Source organism: Streptomyces sp. NPDC031132 (assembly GCF_055570595.1).
In genome coordinates, this window is sequence record NZ_JBVIGX010000003.1 from 331,472 (window position 1) to 353,482 (window position 22,011).

Consider the following 22,011-nt stretch of genomic DNA (forward strand, 5'->3'; position numbering starts at 1 on the left):
ACACGATGGACACGGACACCACGGCACCCACGACCGACGCCGACGGCATCACCACCACCACCGTGGACGGCATCCGCACCGTCCTCGCGCCCCGCTCGGGGCTCCTCACCGCCGGGCTCCTCTTCCGCGTCGGCCGCGCCGACGAGACCCTCGCCACCAGCGGCATCACCCACCTGGTCGAGCACCTCGCGCTGCACCGGCACGGCCTCGGCGACCTGCACCACAACGGCGCCACCGCCGCCGCGTACACCCACTTCCACGTCACCGGCACCCCCGCCGACGTGGTCGAGTACCTCAACGGCGTGTGCGCGGCGCTGCGCGACCTCCCGATGGACCGGCTGGAGACCGAGAAGGAGATCCTGCGCACCGAGGCCGCCGGCAAGGGCCGCGGCCCGGCCCACGCCGCCACCCTGTGGCGCTACGGCTCCCGCTCGTACGGACTCACCGGCTACGCCGAGACGGGCCTGTACCGCCTGACCGCGGACGACGTCCGCGCGTGGGCGCAGACCCGGTTCACCGCCCGGAACGCCGTCCTGTGGATCACCGGCGACACCGTCCCCGAGGGTCTCGACCTCACGCTCCCGAGCGGCGAGTGGCACCCGGCCCCGGCGGCCACCTCCGCGCTGCCCGCCACCCCCGCCTACTTCCAGGGCGACGAGCGCGGCGTCGTCCTGACCGCCGTCGTCCCCCGTTCCACCGAAGCGGGCCTGTTCGCCGAGGTCCTGGGCAAGGAGCTGTTCCGCGAGCTGCGCCAGAAGGGCGGCTACTCCTACACCGCGCTCGGCGACTACTCCCCGCGCGACGCCGACTCCGCGACCGTCACCGCGTACGCCGACGCACTCCCGCAGAAGCAGGACGCCCTGGTCGGCGCGTTCGTCGACGTCTTCGCGAAGCTCCGGGCCGGCCGGATCGAACAGGCCGACCTGGACTCCGTACGGGCATCCGCGCTGGCGCAGTTCGAGACGCCGGAGCTCGCCGGCTCCATGCTCCCCGGGCATGCCGTGAACCTGCTGCTGGGCCACCGCAACCTGACCGTCGCCGAGGCGAAGGCCGAGATCGAGGCGGTCACCGTCGCCGACCTGCACCGGGTCGCCCGCGCCGTGTGGGACGACGCCCTGTGGCAGGTGCCCGGCCGGGGCGTGGACTGGGCCGGGCCGGCAGCCGCGCCCACCGACTCCCCGGAGATCGTCAGCGGCCGGCGCCACCCGGCGGTGGCGGACCCGGGCGTCTTCCTGCGCCTGGCCGAGGACGGCGTCAGCCGGGTCTCGCCGGGCCAGCGGGTCACCGTCCGCTACGACGCATGCTCCCTGATGCAGGTCTACCCGGACGGCGCCCGCCACCTGGTCGGCCACGACGGCTTCACCGTCACCGTCGAGCCGCCCCTCTACCACCGGATCACCCCCGCCGAACTGGCGGTGATCGACGCGGCCGTCCCGCCCTCGGCGGTGGTCGCGATGCCGCCCCGCCACCCGTCGCGGATCCCGCAGCCGGCCGGGCCCGCACCGGCGGCCGCGCCCGCCCGGCGCTCCGTCTGGTACACCGCACTGCTGTGGGTGCTCGGCGTACCCGGGCTGCTCGTCGGCGGGTCGGCGCTCCTGACGGCCCTCGCCCTGGGTGACGATCACGACCACATACCCCAGGACGTCGCGCAGGACCTGCTCAAGTGGCTGCTCCTCGCGGGCGTCTTCCTGATCCCGTGGGGCGTCTGCCTGGACCGCCGGCTCAAGGGCAAGAACTGACCGGATGAACGGCCAAGGGCCGGCTCCCCCTCGGGGGAGCCGGCCCTTGGCGCGCGTACGGGTCAGCGGCTGTGCTGCGAGTCCGCGATCGTGACCTCGACCCGCTGGAACTCCTTGAGCTCGCTGTAGCCGGTGGTGGCCATCGAGCGGCGCAGCGCGCCGAAGAGGTTCATCGAGCCGTCCGAGATGTGCGACGGGCCGGTGAGGATCTCCTCGGTGGTGCCGACCGTGCCCAGGTCGACCTTCTTGCCGCGCGGCACGTCCTCGTGGACGGCCTCCATGCCCCAGTGGTGGCCCTTGCCGGGCGCGTCGGTGGCACGGGCCAGCGGGGAGCCCATCATCACGGCGTCGGCGCCGCAGGCGACGGCCTTCGGGATGTCGCCGGACCAGCCCACGCCGCCGTCGGCGATGACGTGCACGTAGCGGCCGCCGGACTCGTCCATGTAGTCGCGGCGGGCCGCGGCCACGTCCGCGACGGCGGTGGCCATCGGGACCTGGATGCCGAGCACGTTGCGCGTGGTGTGCGCGGCGCCGCCGCCGAAGCCGACCAGGACACCCGCGGCGCCGGTGCGCATCAGGTGCAGGGCCGCGGTGTACGTGGCGCAGCCGCCGACGATGACCGGGACGTCGAGCTCGTAGATGAACTGCTTCAGGTTCAGCGGCTCGGCGGCGCCGGAGACGTGCTCCGCCGACACGGTGGTGCCGCGGATCACGAAGATGTCCACGCCCGCGTCGACGACGGCCTTGGAGAACTCGGCGGTGCGCTGCGGGGAGAGCGCGGCGGCGGTGACGACACCGGAGTCGCGGACCTCCTTGATGCGCTGCCGGATCAGGTCCGCCTGGATCGGGGCGGAGTAGATCTCCTGGAGACGACGGGTGGCGGACTCCTCGTCCAGCTCCGTGATCTCGTCGAGCAGCGGCTGCGGGTCCTCGTACCGGGTCCACAGGCCTTCGAGGTTCAGCACGCCGAGGCCGCCGAGCTCGCCGATGCGGATGGCGGTCTGCGGGGAGACGACCGAGTCCATGGGGGCGGCCAGGAACGGGAGCTCGAAGCGGTAGGCGTCGATCTGCCAGGCGATCGAGACCTCCTTCGGGTCCCGCGTACGCCGGCTCGGGACGATGGCGATGTCGTCGAACGCGTACGCCCTGCGGCCGCGCTTGCCGCGCCCGATCTCGATCTCAGTCACGTGTGGTGGCCTTTCCTCTGGGTCTGCCCGTCCAGTATCCCCGAACCCCGGCGCCCCGCGTTCCGGTGACCGCTGTACGGACGCACGCTCGGGCACGGCGAAGGGGGCGGGTCCGGATGGACCCGCCCCCTCATGCGCTGTCGGTTCAGCCCTTGCGGCTGTAGTTCGGCGCCTCGACCGTCATCTGGATGTCGTGCGGGTGGCTCTCCTTGAGGCCCGCCGAGGTGATCCGGACGAAGCGGCCGCGGTCCTGCAGCTCCGGCACCGTACGGCCGCCGACGTAGAACATCGACTGGCGCAGGCCGCCGACGAGCTGGTGCACGACCGCGGAGAGCGGGCCGCGGTACGGGACCTGGCCCTCGATGCCCTCGGGGATGAGCTTGTCGTCGCCGCCCACGCCCTCCTGGAAGTAGCGGTCCTTCGAGAAGGAGCGCTGGTCGCCACGGGACTGCATCGCGCCGAGCGAGCCCATGCCGCGGTACGACTTGAACTGCTTGCCGTTGATGAAGAGCAGCTCGCCCGGGGACTCCTCGCAGCCCGCGAGGAGCGAGCCGAGCATCACCGTGTCGGCGCCCGCGACGAGCGCCTTCGCGATGTCGCCGGAGTACTGCAGGCCGCCGTCGCCGATGACCGGGACGCCGGCCGCCTTCGCGGCGAGCGAGGCCTCGTAGATGGCGGTGACCTGCGGGACGCCGATGCCGGCGACGACGCGGGTGGTGCAGATGGAGCCGGGGCCGACGCCGACCTTGATGCCGTCGCAGCCGGCGTCGATCAGCGCCTGGGCGCCGTCGCGGGTGGCGACGTTGCCGCCGATGACGTCGACGGAGGAGTTCGACTTGATCTTGGCGACCATGTCGCCGACCAGGCGGGAGTGGCCGTGGGCGGTGTCGACGACGATGAAGTCGGCGCCCGCCTCGATCAGGGCCTGGGCGCGCTCGTACGCGTCGCCGGCGACGCCGACCGCGGCGCCGACCAGGAGGCGGCCGTCCTTGTCCTTGGCGGCGTTCGGGTACTTCTCGGCCTTGACGAAGTCCTTGACCGTGATGAGGCCCTTGAGGATGCCCGCGTCGTCGACCAGCGGAAGCTTCTCGATCTTGTGACGGCGCAGCAGCTCCATGGCGTCCACGCCGGAGATGCCGACCTTGCCCGTGACCAGCGGCATCGGGGTCATGACCTCGCGCACCTGGCGGCTGCGGTCCGACTCGAAGGCCATGTCGCGGTTGGTGACGATGCCGAGCAGCTTGCCCGCCGGGTCGGTGACCGGGACGCCGGAGATGCGGAACTTCGCGCAGAGCTCGTCGGCCTCGCGCAGCGTCGCGTCGGGGTGCACCGTGATCGGGTCGGTGACCATGCCGGACTCGGAGCGCTTGACCAGGTCCACCTGGTTCGCCTGGTCGGCGATCGACAGGTTGCGGTGCAGTACGCCGACGCCGCCCTGGCGGGCCATCGCGATGGCCATGCGGGCCTCGGTGACCTTGTCCATGGCGGCGGACAGCAGCGGAACGTTGACGCGCACGTTCCGGGAGATGAGGGAGGAGGTGTCGATCTCGTCCGGCGCCATGTCGGACGAGCCCGGCAGCAGCAGGACGTCGTCATACGTGAGGCCGAGTGTGGCGAATTTGTCGGGCACTCCGTCGGCGTTCACAGTCATGACACCTTCCCAAATGGTCTTGCTCAGCGCGGGTCTCCATGCTAACGGGATCGCGACGCGTCTCATTCCACGAGCTGGGTCAAGCCCAAGTTTCGTGTCTTCCTCCTATTGATCGCCGGCGAAAACCCGGCGACGCCTGCCTACTGCTCGGCGAGCGCGCGCAGGCGGCTGAGCGCACGGTGCTGGGCCACCCGCACCGCACCCGGGGACATCCCGAGCATCTGCCCGGTCTCCTCGGCCGTCAGCCCGACCGCCACCCGCAGTACGAGGAGCTCGCGCTGGTTCTCCGGAAGGTTGGCCAGCAGCTTCTTGGCCCAGGCGGCGTCGCTGCTCAGCAGCGCCCGCTCCTCCGGACCCAGCGAGTCGTCCGGCCGCTCGGGCATCTCGTCGGAGGGCACGGCCGTGCTGCCCGGGTGCCGCATGGCGGCCCGCTGCAGGTCGGCGACCTTGTGCGCGGCGATGGCGAAGACGAAGGCCTCGAAGGGGCGCCCGGTGTCCCGGTACCGCGGGAGCGCCATCAGGACGGCGACGCACACCTCCTGCGCCAGGTCCTCCACGAAGTGGCGGGCGTCGCCCGGAAGGCGCGAGAGCCGGGTGCGGCAGTAGCGGATGGCCAGCGGGTGCACGAAGGCGAGCAGGTCGTGCGTCGCCTGCTCGTCACCGTTCACCGCACGGCGTACGAGCGCGCTGACAGCCCCGGCGCTGCCGCCCTTGGCGGCGCCGGTGGAGCCTGTGGCCGCGGGTGACCCCACGGCCTCGTCGTCGCGCATCAATCCATGGTGCCTTGGCGCCGGAGCATTCGCGCCGCCACGGCCCGTGTTGTGCGTCGAAGCGTTATGAGCGGGTGCGCCTGAACCCATCACTGCGCCCTCCCCTCCCGCTCGACCGAGTACTCCCCGAGGCCCCATCCCAGAAAATGCGCCACACCTCAAGCATGCGGCATCGCGCGCGAAGCGACACGTCCCCCGGATTGTGCCCCGCCGATCCCCTGGTGCGCACCGGGTACGACGGGACGGAAACAGACGGGACGGACCGTACGGGACACGGGACCGGACGGGTCCGGACGGGTCCGCTGCATGCCGCCCCGCCCGCCGGTGGCGGACGGGACCGCTCTCAGCGTCCGGCCTGCGGGCTCGCGGTCAGCGGACCAGACCCCAGCGGAACCCGAGCGCCACGGCGTGCGCCCGGTCCGAGGCGCCCAGCTTCTTGAACAGCCGGCGGGCGTGCGTCTTGACCGTGTCCTCGGAGAGGAAGAGCTCGCGCCCGATCTCCGCGTTGGACCGGCCGTGGCTCATGCCCTCCAGGACCTGGATCTCGCGCGCGGTGAGCGTGGGCGCGGCGCCCATCTCGGCCGAGCGGAGCCGGCGCGGGGCCAGTCGCCAGGTCGGGTCGGCGAGGGCCTGGGTGACCGTGGCCCGCAGTTCGGCGCGCGAGGCGTCCTTGTGCAGATAGCCCCGGGCGCCGGCGGCGACCGCGAGGGCCACGCCGTCCAGGTCCTCGGCGACCGTCAGCATGATGATGCGGGCGCCCGGGTCGGCCGAGAGCAGCCGGCGCACCGTCTCCACACCGCCGAGCCCCGGCATCCGTACATCCATCAGAATCAGGTCGGAGCGGTCGGCACCCCAGCGGCGGAGGACTTCCTCGCCGTTGGCAGCCGTCGTCACACGCTCGACGCCGGGCACGGTGGCAACCGCGCGACGGAGCGCCTCTCGGGCAAGCGGGGAGTCGTCGCAGACGAGGACGGAAGTCATGACCGCCCTCCGCAGCTGCTGATGCGCGTCACCTTGAGCCTCCAGGCTGGTACGTATCGTCACCTGTGCGGTCGATGCCCTCGGACACCTGTCCGGGAACTTCTTGGTTCAACCGCCTTCGCACTCTCAACGATGGTCACTCGAAAGAGTTACGGGTCGGACGGACACCTTCGGCACTCTACGTGAGGAAGCGATCACGACGCGGGTGCCACTCGCCGCGTGTCCTCCATCTGGAGCTATGCCCTATTTGGCGGCTTTTCTTCCGTTTGGCACGTGTCTGAGGCTAGATTCCCAATGAGTCATATTTACATCTACTCCGACAGTAGGTGTGGAGACTTGGACCGTATCCGTCTCAGTACCGGCACCAAGAGGACTACCCATGGCAGATTTCTCCCGCCTCCCCGGACCGAACGCCGACCTCTGGGACTGGCAGCTGCTCGCCGCCTGCCGAGGGGTCGACAGCTCCCTCTTCTTCCACCCGGAAGGCGAGCGGGGCGCGGCGAGGAGTGCGCGCGAGGCCTCGGCTAAAGAGGTCTGCATGAGATGCCCGGTGCGCTCGGAATGCGCCGCGCACGCACTGGCCGTCCGCGAGCCCTACGGGGTGTGGGGCGGGCTCACCGAAGACGAGCGCGAAGAGCTGATGGGGCGCGCACGCCATCGCCTGATCCCCGCGTCGAGCACGATCGGCCCCATCCCCCCGCACTGATCCGCGAGATTCGCCGAAACGCACGAAGGAACGTTTCTTCGACCTGTACGTGAACCGGAACGCCACGCGTTCGGCCGTATCCCCGTACCGCCGTACGGGCATGGGTCAGCGCGTGGCGGCCCGTTCCAGCTCGGCCAGCGTCGCCGCCACGGCCGGCACCCGCGCCAGGTCGGGCAGGGTCAGCGCCACGACCTCCCGCTCCACGGCAGGTTCGACGGCCACCGTGCTCACGCCCTTGGCCCGTACGGACTCCACCGCGAGTTCCGGCAGCACCGCGACGCCCAGCCCGGCGCCGACCAGGCCGACCACGGCCGGGTAGTCGTCGGTCGCGAAGTCGATGCGCGGGGTGAAGCCCACCTCCTCGCACACCTCCACGAGATGGCGGCGGCAGCGCGGACAGCCCGCGATCCAGGGCTCGTCGGCGAGGTCCGCCATGCCCACCCGCTCGGCCCCGGCCAGCCGGTGCCCGTCCGGGACCAGCCCGACGAGCCGGTCCGTCAGCAGCGGCCGCACCACGAGGTCTTCCCACTCGGCGGCCGATCCCGCGGCCCCGCCGTACCGGAAGGCCAGCGCCAGGTCGCAGTCGCCCTCGCGCAGCATCTCCACCGACCGCGGCGGCTCCGCCTCGACCAGCGAGATCCGCGTACCGGGGTGCTCGGCGCGCATCGCGGCCAGCGCGGTCGGCACCAGGGTGGAGCTCCCGCTGGGGAAGGACACCAGCCGGACCCGGCCCGCGCGCAGCCCGGCGATCGCCGCGACCTCCTCTTCGGCGGCGGTCAGCCCGGCGAGGATCCCGGCGGCGTGCCGCACCAGGGCCGTACCGGCCTGGGTCAGCCGCATCTCGCGGCCGGCCCGGACGAGCAGCGGGGTGCCGGCCGACTGCTCCAGCGCCTTCATCTGCTGGGAGACGGCGGGCTGGGTGCACCCGAGCTCGCGGGCGGCGGCGGAGAAGGACCCGGTACCGGCCACGGCGCGCAGCACCCGGAGATGACGTGCCTCGATCATCCTCCGAGCATAAGCCCAGCTTTGAGCAGAGCGCGAATACTCCTGCGCTCCTTTGAGAACCTGGGTTAGCGTGTGCTCCATGGCCCTCCTCATCGCCCCCGTAGCCCCCACGCGCGTCCTCTCCGTGAACCTCGGCCGCGCGACGGCCGTCGACTACACCGACGCGGCGGGCGGATTCACCGGCATCGGCAAGCGCCCGGCGCCCGGCCCGGTCCGGGTCTCCGCCCCGGGGCCCAAGGGCGTCGGCGGCAGCGGCCTCGAGGGCGACGCCGTCTGCGACCTGCGCCACCACGGCGGGGAGCACCAGGCCGTCTACGCCTACGCGCGCGAAGACCTGGACTGGTGGGAGGGCGAGCTGGGCCGCGAACTGCCCGCCGGGCTCTTCGGCGAGAACCTCACCACCTCCGGCATCGACCTGACCGGTGCGCTGCTCGGGGAGCGCTGGCGGATCGGCGCGGACCTCGTCCTCGAGGTGGCCTCGGCCCGCATCCCGTGCCGGACCTTCCAGAGCGCCCTCGGCGAGAGGGCCTGGGTCAAGCGGTACGCGCAGGCCGCGCGGCCGGGTGCGTACCTGCGCGTGGTCCAGGAGGGTCCGGTCTCCCCCGGCGACGGCATCGAGATCGTCCACCGCCCGGACCACGACGTGACGGTGGAACTCTGGTTCCGGGCCTTCACCACGGACCGGTCGCTGCTCCCGCGCACGCTGGCGGCGGGCGAGGCGATGGAGCCGCAGGCGCACGAGACGGTCCGCGCGTACATGGAGAAGTACGGGGAGAAGTACGCGGACCAGTACGGGAAGTAGCCCGGCGAGCGACCCGGCAAATGGCCCGGGAGCGCCCGGGAGCAGGGCGAATGTAGCCGGAAGTAGCGGTTCCGCAGCGGGAAGCGACGGCGGGCGGCGGGAACCGTCACGAAGGGGTACCGCCCGGCGGGCTCCCCTTGAGCTGTCACCCAGGGCGGCTAGGTTGCGCCTATGACGACTGCGTTGATTACGGGATCCACGGCGGGCATCGGCGCCGCATTCGCCCGGCGGCTCGCCGCCCAGGGCCACAACCTCGTACTGGTGGCCCGCGACACGAAGCGGCTCGGCGAGCAGGCCACCGAGCTGCACGACCGGCACGGCATCGAGGCCGAGGTACTGACCGCCGACCTGTCCACCGACGAGGGCATCGCGGCGGTCGAGCAGCGCCTCGGCGACCGGACGCACCCGGTGGACCTGCTGGTCAACAACGCGGGCTTCGGCAACAAGGGCCGCTACCTCGAGGTCTCCATGGCCGACGAGCTGACGATGCTGAAGGTGCACATCGAGGCCGTCCTGCGGCTGACCTCGGCGGCCACCGCATCGATGCGCTCGCGCGGCCGCGGCGGCGTCGTCAACGTGGCTTCGGTGGCGGCCTTCGTGCCGCGCGGCACGTACGGGGCGAGCAAGGCCTGGGTCGTGCAGTTCACGCAGGGCGCGGCGAAGGACCTGGCGGGATCCGGCGTACGGCTGATGGCGCTGTGCCCCGGCTTCGTACGGACGGAGTTCCACGAGCGCGCCGGCATGGGCACGGACAACATCCCCAACTGGATGTGGCTGGACGCGGACAAGCTGGTGGCCTCGGCCCTGGACGACCTGGCGCGCGGCAAGACGGTCTCGATCCCGGATCCGCGGTACAAGGCGCTGATGGGCGTGGTGAAGCTGACGCCGCGCGGGCTGCTGGGCGGGGTGTCCTCGCGTACGGGCCGCAAGTACGGCCCCCAGTAGTCCGGGTGAGCGCCAAGTGACCAACGGGTAGGCCGGTCCCGAAAACCGGCCAATCGGGTGAAATCTCCCTAAAATGGACGTATCCAATCCAGCCCGGGAGACGCCATGACATTCGTACAAATAGTCGATTACGAGACCAGCATGCCCGAGGCGGTCAACGAGGTCTTCGACCGGTACCTGGCGAAGACGCAGGGCAAGCGCACCGTGTCCCACACCGTGGTGGGCCGGGACCGGGAATCCGACACGCACTTCGTCGACGTCGTCGAATTCCCGTCGTACGAAGATGCCATGAAGAACTCTCATCTCCCGGAGACGGACAAGATGTTCCAGGAGATGGTGGCCCTCTGCGACGGGATGCCCCGGTTCACCAACCTGGACGTCATCCGCGACGAACACCTCAACACCCTGCTCGCGAACCGCATGTTCGACGACCTCGCGATGAAGGGCGACATGTCCGCCGCCGACGAGATCTTCGCGGCGGACTACCGCGATCACGACATCGGCAACCCCATGGACAAGAGGGGCCCCGACGGCATGCGCGAGGACGTGCAGATGTGGCGCAGCGCCTTCGACTTCACCTTCACGCGGGACGCCCAGATGGCGCAGGAGGACTACGTCACCACCATGTGGACCTGGACCGGCAAGCACAAGGGCGAGTTCATGGGGATCGCCCCGACCGGCAAGACCTGCACGATGACCGGCACGACGGTCTTCCGGTGCGAGAACGGCATGATCAAGGAAGGCTGGTGGCACTACGACGCCATGCGCCTGATGAAGGAACTCGGCGCGATGCAGTAGTCCCGGTCACGGAAAAGGCCCTGAGCACGGAAAAGGCCCCGGTCACCACCGCGTTGACGGTGGCGACCGGGGCCCGTTCAGCTACTCGGCAGGTCAGTGGCTGTGGCCGTGACCGTGGCCGTGACCGGCGTCGGCCTCTTCGTCGGCCGGCTTCTCGACGACCAGGGTCTCGGTCGTGAGCAGCAGGGAGGCGATGGAAGCGGCGTTCTCCAGCGCGGAGCGGGTGACCTTGACCGGGTCGATGACGCCGGCCTTGACCAGGTCGCCGTACTCGCCGGTGGCGGCGTTGAAGCCGTTGCCCTTCTCCAGCTCCGCCACCTTCGAGGTGATGACGTAGCCCTCGAGGCCGGCGTTCTCGGCGATCCAGCGCAGCGGCTCGACGGCGGCGCGGCGGACGACCGCGACACCCGTGCCCTCGTCGCCGGACAGACCCAGGTTGTCCTCCAGCACCTTCACGGCGTGGACGAGCGCGGAGCCACCGCCGGAGACGATGCCCTCCTCGACCGCGGCGCGGGTCGCCGAGATGGCGTCCTCGAGGCGGTGCTTCTTCTCCTTGAGCTCCACCTCGGTGGCGGCGCCGACCTTGATGACGCAGACGCCGCCGGCGAGCTTCGCCAGGCGCTCCTGCAGCTTCTCGCGGTCCCAGTCCGAGTCCGTGGACTCGATCTCGGCCTTGATCTGGTTGACGCGGCCGAGGACCTCGTCGGAGCTGCCGGCACCGTCGACGATCGTGGTGTCGTCCTTGGAGATGGTCACGCGGCGCGCGGAACCGAGGACGTCCAGACCGGCCTGGTCGAGCTTGAGGCCGACCTCCTCGGCGATGACGGTGGCACCGGTGAGGGTGGCCATGTCCTGGAGCATCGCCTTGCGGCGGTCACCGAAGCCGGGGGCCTTGACGGCGACCGCGTTGAAGGTGCCGCGGATCTTGTTGACGACGAGGGTGGAGAGCGCCTCGCCCTCGACGTCCTCGGCGATGATCAGCAGCGGGCGGGAGCCGCCGGCCTGGATGACCTTCTCGAGCAGGGGCAGGAGGTCCTGGATGGAGGAGATCTTGCCCTGGTTGATCAGGATGTACGGGTCGTCGAGGACGGCCTCCATACGCTCCTGGTCGGTGACCATGTACGGGGAGAGGTAGCCCTTGTCGAAGGCCATGCCCTCGGTGAACTCCAGCTCCAGGCCGAAGGCGTTGGACTCCTCGACGGTGATGACACCGTCCTTGCCGACCTTGTCCATCGCCTCGGCGATGAGCTCGCCGACCTGCTGGTCCTGCGCGGAGAGCGCGGCCACGGCGGCGATGTCGGACTTGTCCTCGATCGGGCGGGCGGTCGCGAGGAGCTCCTCGGACACGGCCTTGACCGCGGCGTCGATGCCCTTCTTCAGGGCGGCCGGGGAGGCGCCGGCGGCGACGTTGCGCAGACCCTCGCGGACCAGCGCCTGGGCCAGCACGGTGGCGGTGGTGGTGCCGTCACCCGCGATGTCGTTGGTCTTGGTCGCCACCTCCTTCACGAGCTGCGCGCCCAGGTTCTCGTACGGGTCGTCCAGCTCGACCTCGCGGGCGATGGTGACACCGTCGTTGGTGATGGTGGGGGCGCCGAACTTCTTGTCGATGACGACGTTGCGGCCCTTGGGGCCGATCGTCACCTTGACCGTGTCGGCAAGCTTGTTGACGCCGCGCTCGAGGGCGCGACGGGCGTCCTCGTCGAACTTCAGGATCTTCGCCATGGGAGCGGTTCAGCCCTCTCGAAAACTCGGGTTTAACGAACTGCGCCCCTTGCCGCCCGGCAATCAGCGGGGTGACCAGGGGCGCAGCTCAGCAATACAGGTGACGCGAAATACCGGTGCGTCTTACTTCTCGATGATCGCGAGCACGTCGCGAGCCGAGAGGACGAGGTACTCCTCGCCGCTGTACTTCACTTCGGTGCCGCCGTACTTGCTGTACAGCACGATGTCGCCGACGCTGACGTCCAGCGGGAGACGCTGGCCGTCCTCGAAGCGACCCGGGCCCACGGCGAGGACGACGCCCTCCTGGGGCTTCTCCTTCGCGGTGTCCGGGATGACCAGGCCGGAAGCCGTGGTCTGCTCGGCGTCGAGCGGCTGGACCACGATGCGGTCCTCGAGCGGCTTGATGGCAACCTTGGAGCTGGTGGTCGTCACGATCCGACCTCCCCCTTCGGAGATCTCACGGGGCTAACTGTCTGAGGTGGCGACCAGGTGGATCCGTCGTCGCGGGTGCCGGACCTGCCCGTCGCTGTGTTGGCACTCACCGGTGGCGAGTGCCAGGTGCGAGACTATTCCGGCGATTAGCACTCGGTCAAGCGGAGTGCCAACACGCTCCGCAGATTTCAGCCCCGCCGGCGTTTGAGGCGCGGGGTCCGGGGCCGGGGTCCGGGGGCCGGGGGGTCCAGGGGCCGGGTCCGGCAGGATGGGCGGTATGTGACGCTTGGGGGCGTGCGCATCCTCGTGGTCGAAGACGAAGAAGGCCTCGCCGAGTCCTTGCGGCGCGGCCTCTCCGCCGACGGCCACTGGGTCGACACCGCCCACGACGGCCACCGCGGCCTGGACCTCGCCCGCACCGGCTCGTACGACGCCGTCCTGCTCGACCTGATGCTGCCCGGCCTCAGCGGCTACGAGATCTGCTCCCGCATGCGGGCCGACGGCGACCCCACGCCCGTGCTCATGCTGACCGCCAAGGACGGCGAGTACGACGAGGCCGAAGGCCTCGACTCCGGCGCCGACGACTACCTCACCAAGCCGTTCTCGTTCGTGGTCCTGGCCGCCCGCCTCCGCGCCCTCGCCCGCCGGGCGACCGCGACGACCGCCGCCGCCACGCCCGCCGCAGGCTCCGGCACGCTCCAGGCCGGCGACCTCGTCCTCGACCCCGCCGGCCGCCGCTGCCGCCGCGGCACGCAGGACATCGAGCTCACCGCCCGCGAGCTCGGCGTGCTCGCCTGCCTGATGGAGCAGCCCGGCCTGGCCGTCGCCAAGCAGGACATCCTGGACCAGGTCTGGGACACCCCGCACACCATCGACCCGAACATCGTCGAGGTGTACGTCTCCTCGCTGCGCAAGAAGATCGACGCCCCCTTCGGCCGCCGCTCGATCCGCACCGTCCACGGCACCGGCTACCGGATGGCCCCGGACGGTGGCTAGGACCGGACCTCCGGAAATGGCCGGATCGGTCCGTTCGCAACGCCGAGGAGAGGGTCCGGGCGGGGGCGGCCGGCCCGGCCCGGTCCGCAAGCCCGGCCCCGGGCCGCTCCGGCGCCGCGCCGCCGTGGCCGCCGCCCTCGCGATGGCCGCGGTGCTGGGCGTCGGCGGGCTGTGGCTGTACACCCTGCTGCGGACCAACCTCCTCGACAACACCACCAACCGCACGGAGCTGGCCGCCCGCAAGGTCGCCGCCCAGCTCGACGGCCGCGCCCTGCCGCCCGGCCGGCTGCCCGCGCCGGAGAGCGGGGTGGACCTGGTCCTCGTACGGGACGCGCAGGGGCGGACCGTCGCCTCCACCGGGGACCTCGGGGACACCCCCGACCTCGGCGGCCTGCGCCCGCCCGCATCCGGTGCATCGGGCGCATCGGGCGCATCGAGCGCGTCCGGCGCATCCCGCGAGGACTCCCGGTCGGCGGTGCTCCCGCCCGCGCGCCCCGGCGCGGAACGGCGCGCGGTGGTCGTGGTGGATGCACCGGGCGCGCACGAGGTGTACGCCGTCACCGTGCTCGGCGACGTGGACGACGCGACCCGGGCCATCGCGCTGGGCCTGCTGGCCGGTGCGCCCCCGCTGATCGGCTTCGCGGCGGCCCTGGCCTGGTGGGTGACGGGCCATGCGCTGCGGCCGGTCGCCGCGATCCGGACCGGGCTCGCGGCGGTCACCGCCAGCGAGCTGGACCGAAGGGTTCCGGATCCGGGCGGGGCGGACGAGATCGCCGAGCTGGCCCGGACCGTCAACGACACGCTCGACCGGCTGGAGCGGTCCGACGCCCGGCAGCGGCAATTCACCGCCGATGCCTCGCACGAGCTGCGCAACCCGCTGGCCGCGGTCCGGTCCCGGCTGGAGGTGGCCCTGGAGCGCCCCGACCGGGAGTCGGTCGCGGCCGCGCTGGCCGACACCGAGCGGCTCCAGCGCATCGCGGCCGACCTGTTGCTGCTGGCCCGCCTGGACGGCGGCCCGGTCCCGGCACCGCGGACCGAACCGGTGGACCTGGCGCTGCTGGCCGCGGAGGACCTGGCCCGGCGCCCGGCCCCGCGGGTTCCGCTCCGGCTGGACGCGCCGGCGCCCGTACCGGCGGCCGGGGATCCGGCGCGCCTCGAGCGGGCGCTGGCCAACCTCGTGGACAACGCGCTGCGGCATGCCCGTACCGAGGTCGTCGTACGGGCGGCCACCGAGTCCGCGGAGTCCGCACCATCCCCGGGCGGCGCCGGCTGGACGGTGCTGGAGGTCGAGGACGACGGCCCGGGCATCCCGGAGGCGGACCGGGACCGGGTCTTCGAGCGGTTCGTACGGCTCGACGCGGACCGCGGCCGCGCCGGCGGCGGTACGGGCCTCGGCCTGTCCATCGTCCGCGAGATCGCCCGCGCCCACGGCGGGGAGGCGCACGCCGTGCCCTCGCGCGCGGGCGGCGCCGGCATCCGCCTGGTCCTGCGCCTGCCGGCCGGCGGGCCGGCGGGCCGCGGCTCCGGGCGGCGACCCGCGCAGTGACCCCGGGCGGCGACCCGCGCAGTGACCCCTTCCTGAACGTCCCTTCAGGACTCTCAGGAATCCTTCAGCGCCCCTCCCCCACCATCGACTGCCATGAGCGCGCACCGGAGGAAGACCAGCCACCCCGCCCGCCGGCCCCGTCGGCAACCGGCACGACGCCGCCCCCGCCGCATCGCCCGCACCCTGCTCGTCACCGCCTGCGCGCTGGCCGTGACGGCCGCCGCCGGCGCCTGGTACGCGTACCGGGACCTCGCCGGGAGCATCGGCAGCTCCAAGGCGCTCGAGGGCGCCGAGAAGTCGAAGTACGGGGACGCCAACATCCTGCTGATGGGCCTCGACAGCCGCCGCGACCAGAACGGCGAAAAGCTGCCGGAGGAGGTCCTCGACCAACTGCACGCCGGCAGCTCCGACATCGGCGGCTACAACGCGAACACCCTGATCCTGCTCCACGTCCCCGGCGACGGCAGCCGGGCGACGGCCTTCTCGGTCCCGCGCGACGACTTCGTCGACATACCCGGCCAGGGCAAAGACAAGATCAAGAAGGCGTACGGGCTGGCGAAGGCGAAAGAGGAGCAGCAGCTCTCGGACCGAGGGGTCAAGGACCGGCGCCGACTGGAGCGCGAGGGGCGGGAGGCCGGGCGCAAGGCGCAGATCGAGACGGTACGGAACTTCCTGGGCGTCCCGATCGACCACTTCGCCGAACTGAACCTGGCCGGTTTCTACCACCTCGCGGACGCGCTGGGCGGCGTACCGGTGTGCCTGAAGAAGCCGGTGCAGGACAAGTACTCGGGCGCCGACTTCCCGGCGGGGCGCCAGAGCCTGAACGGTCAGCAGTCCCTGGCCTTCGTGCGTCAGCGGCACGGCCTGGACATGGGCGATCTGGACCGGACGAAGCGGCAGCAGGCCTTCCTGGCGGGCGCCACGCACAAGCTGAACTCGGCCGGGACCTTCACCGATCCGGTCAAGCTGATGAAGCTGATCGACGCCGCGAAACAGGACGTGGTGACGGACGAGGGCTGGGACCTGCTGTCGTTCGTGAAGCAGGCCAAGAACCTCTCCGGCGGGAAAGTGGCGTTCACGACACTGCCCGTCGAGCGGTTCGGAAGGAACCATGGCGAGGACATAAACGTCGTAGACGATATGAAGATAAAGCGCCTCATTGCCGAGCAGATCGGACCGGAGGCTTCCGCCTCTGCGGCCGCTCCGAGCCCGAGTGATGCACCGGGTGACGGGCCGGGCAATGCACCGGGGGCGCCTCCGGGACCGGCTGGGGCCGCCCCGGCTCCGGCCGCGAGCGGCAGCCCCACCATCGACGGTGGCGGCATCCCGTGCGTGGACTGAGGCCCCTCACGACGGCGGGCGCGCGCCGCCGCACCGAGGCGCTGCTTCTCGTACTCGTTGTTGCCCTCACCGTCTTCGGGCATGCGAGCGCCGGCCTGGCGATGAACGGCGAGCTGCCCGCCAACCTCACCGGTTTCACGATCAGCGTGACGCTGCTGGCGCTGGTGGGGCACCTGGGCGTGCGCCGGTTCGCGGCGTACGCGGATCCGCTGGTCTTCCCGCTCGCGATGCTGCTGTCGGGGCTGGGGCTGGTGCTGCTGCACCGGCTGGACCAGTCGTACATCGCGCGGTACGGCGGCGAGGCGAACGCGCCGGGGCAGCTGCTGTGGACGGTCATCGGAGTGGCCGCGTGCCTGGCGGTGGTGGCGCTGCTGCGCGACCACCGGCTGCTCCAGCGGTTCATCTACATCACGATGGTGGTCGCGCTGGTCCTGCTGATCGCGCCGGCGTTCTTCGGCGCGGACACCTACGGGGCGAAGCGCTGGATCATCCTGTTCGGGTTCTCGCTCCAGCCGGGCGAGTTCGTGAAGATCATGATCTCGGTCTTCTTCGCGGGCTATCTCGTCATCCACCGCGATTCGCTGGCCCTGACGGGGCGGAAGTTCCTGGGCATGCGGCTGCCGCCGATGCGGCAGCTCGGGCCGATCATCACCGTGTGGATCGTGTCGCTGCTGGTGCTGGTCTTCGAGCGCGACCTGGGTACGTCGCTGATCTTCTTCGGCGTGTTCGTGGTGATGCTGTACGTCGCCACCGAGCGCACCAGCTGGATCGTGACGGGCCTGCTCATGGCGGGGGTGGGGGCCTTCGTGGTGGGCTCGACGGAACCGCACGTCAAGGGGCGCGTGGCCGCCTGGCTGGAGCCGCTGTCGTACTACTGGAAGGACCGGCCGCCGGGGGTCATCTCGGACCAGTCCGCGCAGGCGCTGTTCAGCTTCGGGACCGGCGGCATGTCGGGGACGGGGCTGGGGAAGGGCCACCCGGAGCTGATCGGCTTCGCAGGGCGCAGCGACTTCATCCTGACCACGGTGGGCGAGGAGCTCGGGCTGGCCGGGGTCATGGCGGTGATGATCCTGTACGCACTGCTGGTCCAGCGGGGGCTGCGGATGGCGCTGGGCGCCCGCGACCCGTTCGGGAAGCTGCTGGCGGTGGGCCTGTCGGCAGCGCTGGCGCTGCAGGTCTTCGTGGTGGCGGGCGGTGTGACGGGCCTGATCCCGCTGACCGGCAAGGCGCTGCCGTTCCTGGCGAAGGGCGGCTCGTCCCTCCTGGCCAACTGGATCATGATCGCCCTGCTCCTCCGCATCAGCGACAGCGCGGAACGCCAACGCGAGGCGGACGCCCAGGGCCCGGCGGAAACGACGATCACGCCGGTGGTGACGGCTGCGGCTGCCGCTCGGGGGTGAGCGGCCCGGGACCGGGGTACGGAGCGACGCGGGTGCGGGATCACGCGGTGGGCGGGGTCGCCCGCACCGCTGGCTTTCGCCCCCTCGCGGAGCCGGGCGAGCCCGCCGGAACCACCGAGCCCGGCCGGGACCTCCGGTGCGGGGAGTGGCCGCCTCCCTCAAGGGCCCATGGCGTCGAGCGCGCGGCCGGGAATCCGGTGTGCTGCGGGCCCGGTCAGAGGTAGTCCTCCAGGCGGCCGATGCGGTAGCCCTGTTCCTGGATGCGCTGGAGCATGCGGGTCGTCATCTGGATCTCCGTCGAGCCCTTGAGTTCCGACGGGCCGCGGAAGTGGGCCAGGATGATGTCGCCCGGTGTGAGGGCGGAGCCCTCGGCGTACTGGAAGTTGTTGATCTGCATCGACACGCGCCACAGGACCACCTGCGAGATGCCGCATTCGGCGGCGGCCTTGAGGGTGTCGTCGTTGTAGTTGCCGTAGGGCGGGCGAAAGCGGGTCGGCTTGGTGCCGAAACGCTTCTCCAGGCGTTCCTGCTGACCGCAGATCTCCTTCTTCTGCGCCGCGAAGGGCAGGGTCCGGAGGTTCGGGTGCGTCAGGGTGTGGTTGTTGATCGTGCTGCCGGAGCCGTTGTCGCGGAGCTTCTCGAAGTGCCCGTAGTCCGACGAGGCTATGTTGTCCGTCAGGAACATGCTGATCGGCAGCTTGAGGTCGGCCGCCATCTTCAGGAACTCGGGGTCCTTCTCCGCGCCGTCGTCGAAGGTCAGGAAGACGACCTTGTCCGTGGGCGGGACGGGTATTCGGTCCACCACCTGGGCCTTGCCCGGAGCCGCCGGGGGGAGGGCGGGCTTTTGCGCCGGCTTCGGGGCGAACTGGAGGGGGGACTTCAGGCCCCATTTCTTGTACGCCTCGTCCCCGGGCACGGCGGTGGCCGCCGACTGCGACGGCGACGGCGTCGCCGTCGGCGACTGCTGCGCCTCCGTCGTTTTGCGGCCCAGTCTTTCGATCGGGTCCACGCTGTTCCCGCACCCCGTCAGGGACAGCGCGAGCGCGCCGGCCGCCAGCGTTCCGGCCGTCAACCGGCGCGCGTACCTCACAAGTAGTCCTCCAGGCGAGCCACGGCGTACCCCTTGTCCGTGACGGTCTTCATGACATGACGGATCATGTCAGGCATCGACCCCTTCCAGTCGTCCCGCCCTCGGAAATGAGTCAGGATGATGTCGCCGGGGTGGAGGTCCCGGTCCCACTCGCGCCAGTCCATGCGGTTCGGGAAGGCCTCGGCGTTCCACAGCGGGACCGCCTTGATGCCGCAGGACTTCGCCGCGCGCAGCGTGTCCTCGTTGTAGTTGCCGTACGGCGGCCGGAACAGCGTCGGCCGTTTGCCGAACTGCTTCTGGATCGTGTTCTGCTGGCCGCAGATCTCCTCGTGCTGCTCCTCGTACGAGAGGGCCGGCATGTACCGGTGGTTGAGCGTGTGGTTGTTCAGGGTGACGCCGGCGGCCTGCATCTCCTTGAAGTAGGGGTAGTTGTCGCGGACGAGGTAGTCGCTGAGGAACGCCGTGTACGGGATCTTCAGCTCCTTCATCATCTTCAGGAACTCGGGGTCCTTCTCCGCGCCGTCGTCGATCGTCAGGAAGACGACCTTGTCCTCCGTGGGGACGGTGGTGAAGACCGGCGGGAGGTCTTCCTGGCCTTCGACCTCGAAGCCCTCGCGGGTGCTGATCTCCGGCTTCGTCTGCGGGGCGGCCGGCGCGGTCAGCGGCGGCTTGGCCAGTTTCCACTTCTTCGCCGCGGCGACCCGGGCCTGCTGGGCGGCCTTCAGCTGCTCGGCCGAGCCCGCGACCGCGCCCGCGGCGCCCGCCGCCTCGGCACCCTTGCCGGTTTTGCCGGCCTTGGTCTTGGCGGGCGTCCCGGAGTCCGCGGAGGAGCCGCAGCCGGTTCCGAGGGCGGCGACCAGCAGTGCGGCCAGTGCCACCCCGACTCGGCCGCGCGGACCGACCGCGGACCGGTGACCATGGAGCGTCTTATGTTCCTTTTGTCTGACTAGCTGCATAGCAGCGCATCCTGGCATCCGACCCGCACGCCGCCCCGCCGACACCGCGTACGGAAGACGACCTTCCATCGAGTGGCCCACACTGACCGACAATGAACCGGTGACCCCCGAAGACTTCGCCGCGCTCCTCACCCCCGAGGGCCGCGCCCTCCTCGACTCGCTGCGCGACCACGACCCGTCCCAGGAACTCGCCGTCGCCACCCGGCTGCGCCGCGAGCACCCCGCCGCACTGGTCTCCGCCGCGCTCGGGCAGGCCCGGCTGCGGCAGCGCGCGGTGGCGAAGTTCGGCGCCGAGGACGCGTTCCGGATGTACTTCACGCCCGGCGGCGGCGAGATGGCCACCCGCGCCTCGGTGGCCTCGTACCGCGCCGAGCGGCTCGCGGAACTCGGCGTACGCAGCGTCGCCGACCTGTGCTGCGGCATCGGCGGGGACGCCCTCGCCCTGGCCCGGCTCGGCATCCGCGTGCTGGCCGTGGACCGCGACCCGCTGACCGTCGCCGTCGCCCGCGCCAACGCCGAGGCCCTGGGGCTCACGGAGCTCATCGAGATCCGTGAGGCGGACGTGACCGACGTCGACACCTCCGGGTGCGACGCCGTCTTCCTCGACCCCGCCCGGCGCGGCGGCCGCGGCCGGATCTTCGATCCGGAAAGCTACTCGCCGCCGCTGTCCTGGGCCGTCGAGGCCGCCCGTACGGCCAAGTACGCCGCCGTCAAGATCGCCCCCGGGATCCCGCACGAGGCCGTGCCGCCGGAGGCCGAGGCCGAGTGGATCTCGGACCAGGGCGACGTGAAGGAGGCCGTGCTGTGGTTCGGGACCGCGCCCGGCACCGTCCGCGCCACCCTGCTGCCCGGCCCGCGCTCCCTGCACACCGCCGATCCGCTGCCCGATCCCGAGGCCGGGCCGGTCGGCCGCTACCTCTACGAGCCCGACGGCGCCGTGATCCGCGCCCACCTCGTCGCCGAGGTCGCCGAGCAGCTGGCCGGCCGGCTCATCGACCCGACCATCGCGTACGTCACCGCCGACGAGCTGCGCGCGACGCCGTACGCCACCGCGTACGAGATCACCGACGTGCTGCCCTTCGGCCTCAAGAAGCTCAAGGCGCTGCTGCGCGAGCGCGAGGTGGGCATCCTGACCGTGAAGAAGCGCGGTTCGGCCATCGAACCCGAGGAGCTGCGCAAGAAGGTCAAGCCGCAGGGCCCGCACTCCGCGACCGTCTTCCTGACCCGGGTCGCGGGCGCCCCCTCGATGCTGATCGGCTCGCCGGTCAGCGCACCGCGGTAGCGCCGCCGCGGAAGGCGCGCACCGCCCACCGGTAGTGCGCGCCCGCCTTGCCGACGCCCAGCAGACCCGTGATCCACAGGATCATGCCGAGGCCCATGAAGTACGTGACCTCGCCGTACGTCGACTCGCCCGGCCGGGCCGCCGCCGCGGACCCGAAGGTCACGTACAGCCCGAACGCGCCCAGCGCGAAGGAGGCCAGCAGCCACGTCAGGCTCAGTCCGGGGGCGCGGAGGCGGGCGTCGGCGGCCGGATCGCGGTCCGACTCGGCCCATGCGCACAGCAGTTGGCGCACCCGGCGGTCGCGCTTGGCGCCGCGGGCGAACCAGAACCCCGCCGGGATCAGCACGCCCGCGCCGAGCAGGGCGAAGATGAGGCCGAAAACGTACGCGAACGGGTCGCCGGGCACCTCGAAGGACATCAGGGCCATGCCGACGAAGGACCAGCCGAGCGCGAAGACCGCGGCGACGGTCCAGAGCAGCAGCAACCGGCCGAGGCCCAAGCTGCGCCGGCGCAGGTCCTGCAGGAACCGCGCCCGGTCGGCCCGGACGGTGCTCTCGTCCAGCCAGGCGCGCAGGTGGGCGGGAGGCGGCGGAGGCGGCAGGTCACGACGAGGCATGCACATGACGATATCGGCACCCGGCCACAAGTCCGGTCCGGAGCCG

At 71.4% G+C, this 22,011-nt stretch carries 20 protein-coding genes; 10 read left to right on the plus strand and 10 right to left on the minus strand.

The window, feature by feature from the left end; translation table 11 throughout:
* The first annotated feature begins 5 nt into the window (after nt 1–5).
* Entirely contained in the window at nt 6–1,739 is a 1,734-nt protein-coding gene (locus ACZ49B_RS07165; RefSeq protein WP_468301358.1) for a M16 family metallopeptidase, read from the plus strand.
* Between the two features lie 62 nt (nt 1,740–1,801).
* Here ACZ49B_RS07165 and ACZ49B_RS07170 read toward each other — a convergent pair whose 3' ends face one another.
* The 4 genes from ACZ49B_RS07170 to ACZ49B_RS07185 all read right to left on the minus strand — a co-directional run bounded on the left by ACZ49B_RS07170 (nt 1,802) and on the right by ACZ49B_RS07185 (nt 6,328).
* Complete coding sequence (locus ACZ49B_RS07170) at nt 1,802–2,926, minus strand: GuaB3 family IMP dehydrogenase-related protein (RefSeq protein ID WP_468301361.1); 1,125 nt, start codon at nt 2,924–2,926, stop codon at nt 1,802–1,804.
* A 145-nt stretch (nt 2,927–3,071) separates the two neighbouring features.
* Nucleotides 3,072–4,577 carry an IMP dehydrogenase gene (gene guaB, locus ACZ49B_RS07175; protein ID WP_468301363.1) on the minus strand — a complete coding sequence of 502 codons (1,506 nt, stop codon included), beginning with the start codon at nt 4,575–4,577 and terminating at the stop codon, nt 3,072–3,074.
* A gap of 140 nt (nt 4,578–4,717) precedes the next feature.
* A complete protein-coding gene (locus ACZ49B_RS07180) occupies nt 4,718–5,347 on the minus strand; it encodes a sigma-70 family RNA polymerase sigma factor (protein ID WP_468301366.1) in 630 nt (209 codons plus the stop codon).
* 369 nt (nt 5,348–5,716) lie between these two features.
* Nucleotides 5,717–6,328, minus strand: coding sequence for a response regulator transcription factor (locus ACZ49B_RS07185; protein ID WP_003948568.1), 612 nt, complete (start codon nt 6,326–6,328; stop codon nt 5,717–5,719).
* A 379-nt stretch (nt 6,329–6,707) separates the two neighbouring features.
* Here ACZ49B_RS07185 and ACZ49B_RS07190 point away from each other — a divergent pair, with 379 nt between their 5' ends.
* Complete coding sequence (locus tag ACZ49B_RS07190) at nt 6,708–7,034, plus strand: WhiB family transcriptional regulator (protein ID WP_053786417.1); 327 nt, start codon at nt 6,708–6,710, stop codon at nt 7,032–7,034.
* Nucleotides 7,035–7,139: 105 nt separating this feature from the next.
* Here ACZ49B_RS07190 and ACZ49B_RS07195 read toward each other — a convergent pair whose 3' ends face one another.
* Nucleotides 7,140–8,039 carry a LysR family transcriptional regulator gene (locus ACZ49B_RS07195; RefSeq protein ID WP_468301370.1) on the minus strand — a complete coding sequence of 300 codons (900 nt, stop codon included), beginning with the start codon at nt 8,037–8,039 and terminating at the stop codon, nt 7,140–7,142.
* A gap of 79 nt (nt 8,040–8,118) precedes the next feature.
* Here ACZ49B_RS07195 and ACZ49B_RS07200 point away from each other — a divergent pair, with 79 nt between their 5' ends.
* The 3 genes from ACZ49B_RS07200 (at nt 8,119) to ACZ49B_RS07210 (ending at nt 10,584) form a co-directional block, all read left to right on the plus strand.
* Nucleotides 8,119–8,841 (plus strand): MOSC domain-containing protein, encoded by a 723-nt coding sequence (locus ACZ49B_RS07200; RefSeq protein WP_468301373.1) that lies wholly within the window; start codon nt 8,119–8,121, stop codon nt 8,839–8,841.
* Between the two features lie 171 nt (nt 8,842–9,012).
* On the plus strand, nt 9,013–9,786 hold the full coding sequence (locus ACZ49B_RS07205) for an SDR family NAD(P)-dependent oxidoreductase (protein ID WP_468301377.1): 774 nt from the start codon (nt 9,013–9,015) through the stop codon (nt 9,784–9,786).
* A gap of 105 nt (nt 9,787–9,891) precedes the next feature.
* Nucleotides 9,892–10,584 carry an ester cyclase gene (locus ACZ49B_RS07210; protein WP_468301380.1) on the plus strand — a complete coding sequence of 231 codons (693 nt, stop codon included), beginning with the start codon at nt 9,892–9,894 and terminating at the stop codon, nt 10,582–10,584.
* A 93-nt stretch (nt 10,585–10,677) separates the two neighbouring features.
* Here the strand turns inward: ACZ49B_RS07210 and groL are convergent, their stop codons facing one another.
* A complete protein-coding gene (gene groL, locus ACZ49B_RS07215) occupies nt 10,678–12,306 on the minus strand; it encodes a chaperonin GroEL (protein ID WP_468301383.1) in 1,629 nt (542 codons plus the stop codon).
* A 123-nt stretch (nt 12,307–12,429) separates the two neighbouring features.
* Nucleotides 12,430–12,738: a co-chaperone GroES gene (gene groES, locus ACZ49B_RS07220; RefSeq protein ID WP_030154760.1), complete on the minus strand. Its 309-nt coding sequence runs from the start codon at nt 12,736–12,738 to the stop codon at nt 12,430–12,432.
* 294 nt (nt 12,739–13,032) lie between these two features.
* On the opposite strand from groES, the gene ACZ49B_RS07225 reads away from it, so the two are divergent.
* From ACZ49B_RS07225 to ACZ49B_RS07240, 4 genes are all read left to right on the plus strand, one after another.
* Nucleotides 13,033–13,734 (plus strand): response regulator transcription factor, encoded by a 702-nt coding sequence (locus tag ACZ49B_RS07225; RefSeq protein ID WP_468301386.1) that lies wholly within the window; start codon nt 13,033–13,035, stop codon nt 13,732–13,734.
* Nucleotides 13,735–13,750: 16 nt separating this feature from the next.
* Complete coding sequence (locus ACZ49B_RS07230; RefSeq protein WP_468301389.1) at nt 13,751–15,280, plus strand: sensor histidine kinase; 1,530 nt, start codon at nt 13,751–13,753, stop codon at nt 15,278–15,280.
* A gap of 93 nt (nt 15,281–15,373) precedes the next feature.
* Nucleotides 15,374–16,621 carry an LCP family protein gene (locus ACZ49B_RS07235; RefSeq protein ID WP_468301392.1) on the plus strand — a complete coding sequence of 416 codons (1,248 nt, stop codon included), beginning with the start codon at nt 15,374–15,376 and terminating at the stop codon, nt 16,619–16,621.
* On the plus strand, nt 16,609–18,021 hold the full coding sequence (locus ACZ49B_RS07240) for an FtsW/RodA/SpoVE family cell cycle protein (RefSeq protein ID WP_468301395.1): 1,413 nt from the start codon (nt 16,609–16,611) through the stop codon (nt 18,019–18,021). Before ACZ49B_RS07235 ends, ACZ49B_RS07240 begins: the two co-directional genes overlap by 13 nt.
* A 214-nt stretch (nt 18,022–18,235) precedes the next feature.
* Here ACZ49B_RS07240 and ACZ49B_RS07245 read toward each other — a convergent pair whose 3' ends face one another.
* Both ACZ49B_RS07245 and ACZ49B_RS07250 read right to left on the minus strand, forming a co-directional pair.
* Nucleotides 18,236–19,111 (minus strand): polysaccharide deacetylase family protein, encoded by an 876-nt coding sequence (locus tag ACZ49B_RS07245; RefSeq protein WP_468301397.1) that lies wholly within the window; start codon nt 19,109–19,111, stop codon nt 18,236–18,238.
* The gene (locus tag ACZ49B_RS07250) at nt 19,108–20,067 is read right to left on the minus strand and encodes a polysaccharide deacetylase family protein (protein ID WP_468301400.1); all 960 of its coding nucleotides are present in this window, start codon (nt 20,065–20,067) and stop codon (nt 19,108–19,110) included. The genes ACZ49B_RS07245 and ACZ49B_RS07250 overlap by 4 nt, the downstream gene beginning before the upstream one ends.
* Nucleotides 20,068–20,167: 100 nt before the next feature.
* On the opposite strand from ACZ49B_RS07250, the gene ACZ49B_RS07255 reads away from it, so the two are divergent.
* Nucleotides 20,168–21,349 carry a THUMP-like domain-containing protein gene (locus ACZ49B_RS07255; protein ID WP_468301403.1) on the plus strand — a complete coding sequence of 394 codons (1,182 nt, stop codon included), beginning with the start codon at nt 20,168–20,170 and terminating at the stop codon, nt 21,347–21,349.
* Here the strand turns inward: ACZ49B_RS07255 and ACZ49B_RS07260 are convergent.
* Nucleotides 21,333–21,965, minus strand: a complete 633-nt coding sequence (locus ACZ49B_RS07260; protein ID WP_468301406.1) for a hypothetical protein — start codon at nt 21,963–21,965, stop codon at nt 21,333–21,335. The genes ACZ49B_RS07255 and ACZ49B_RS07260 overlap by 17 nt on opposite strands.
* Between the last annotated feature and the right edge of the window lie 46 nt (nt 21,966–22,011).

What these genes read in the sequence shown, in the direction of transcription:
- ACZ49B_RS07180 (WP_468301366.1), bottom strand. Translation starts at nt 5,347, where the DNA reads ATGCGCGACGACGAGGCCGTGGGGTCACCCGCGGCCACAGGCTCCACC.
- ACZ49B_RS07205 (WP_468301377.1), top strand. Translation starts at nt 9,013, where the DNA reads ATGACGACTGCGTTGATTACGGGATCCACGGCGGGCATCGGCGCCGCA.
- ACZ49B_RS07185 (WP_003948568.1), bottom strand. Translation starts at nt 6,328, where the DNA reads ATGACTTCCGTCCTCGTCTGCGACGACTCCCCGCTTGCCCGAGAGGCG.
- ACZ49B_RS07165 (WP_468301358.1), top strand. Translation starts at nt 6, where the DNA reads ATGGACACGGACACCACGGCACCCACGACCGACGCCGACGGCATCACC.
- guaB (WP_468301363.1), bottom strand. Translation starts at nt 4,577, where the DNA reads ATGACTGTGAACGCCGACGGAGTGCCCGACAAATTCGCCACACTCGGC.
- groL (WP_468301383.1), bottom strand. Translation starts at nt 12,306, where the DNA reads ATGGCGAAGATCCTGAAGTTCGACGAGGACGCCCGTCGCGCCCTCGAG.
- ACZ49B_RS07250 (WP_468301400.1), bottom strand. Translation starts at nt 20,067, where the DNA reads ATGCAGCTAGTCAGACAAAAGGAACATAAGACGCTCCATGGTCACCGG.
- ACZ49B_RS07230 (WP_468301389.1), top strand. Translation starts at nt 13,751, where the DNA reads ATGGCCGGATCGGTCCGTTCGCAACGCCGAGGAGAGGGTCCGGGCGGG.
- ACZ49B_RS07235 (WP_468301392.1), top strand. Translation starts at nt 15,374, where the DNA reads ATGAGCGCGCACCGGAGGAAGACCAGCCACCCCGCCCGCCGGCCCCGT.
- ACZ49B_RS07210 (WP_468301380.1), top strand. Translation starts at nt 9,892, where the DNA reads ATGACATTCGTACAAATAGTCGATTACGAGACCAGCATGCCCGAGGCG.
- ACZ49B_RS07200 (WP_468301373.1), top strand. Translation starts at nt 8,119, where the DNA reads ATGGCCCTCCTCATCGCCCCCGTAGCCCCCACGCGCGTCCTCTCCGTG.
- ACZ49B_RS07190 (WP_053786417.1), top strand. Translation starts at nt 6,708, where the DNA reads ATGGCAGATTTCTCCCGCCTCCCCGGACCGAACGCCGACCTCTGGGAC.
- ACZ49B_RS07195 (WP_468301370.1), bottom strand. Translation starts at nt 8,039, where the DNA reads ATGATCGAGGCACGTCATCTCCGGGTGCTGCGCGCCGTGGCCGGTACC.
- ACZ49B_RS07260 (WP_468301406.1), bottom strand. Translation starts at nt 21,965, where the DNA reads ATGCCTCGTCGTGACCTGCCGCCTCCGCCGCCTCCCGCCCACCTGCGC.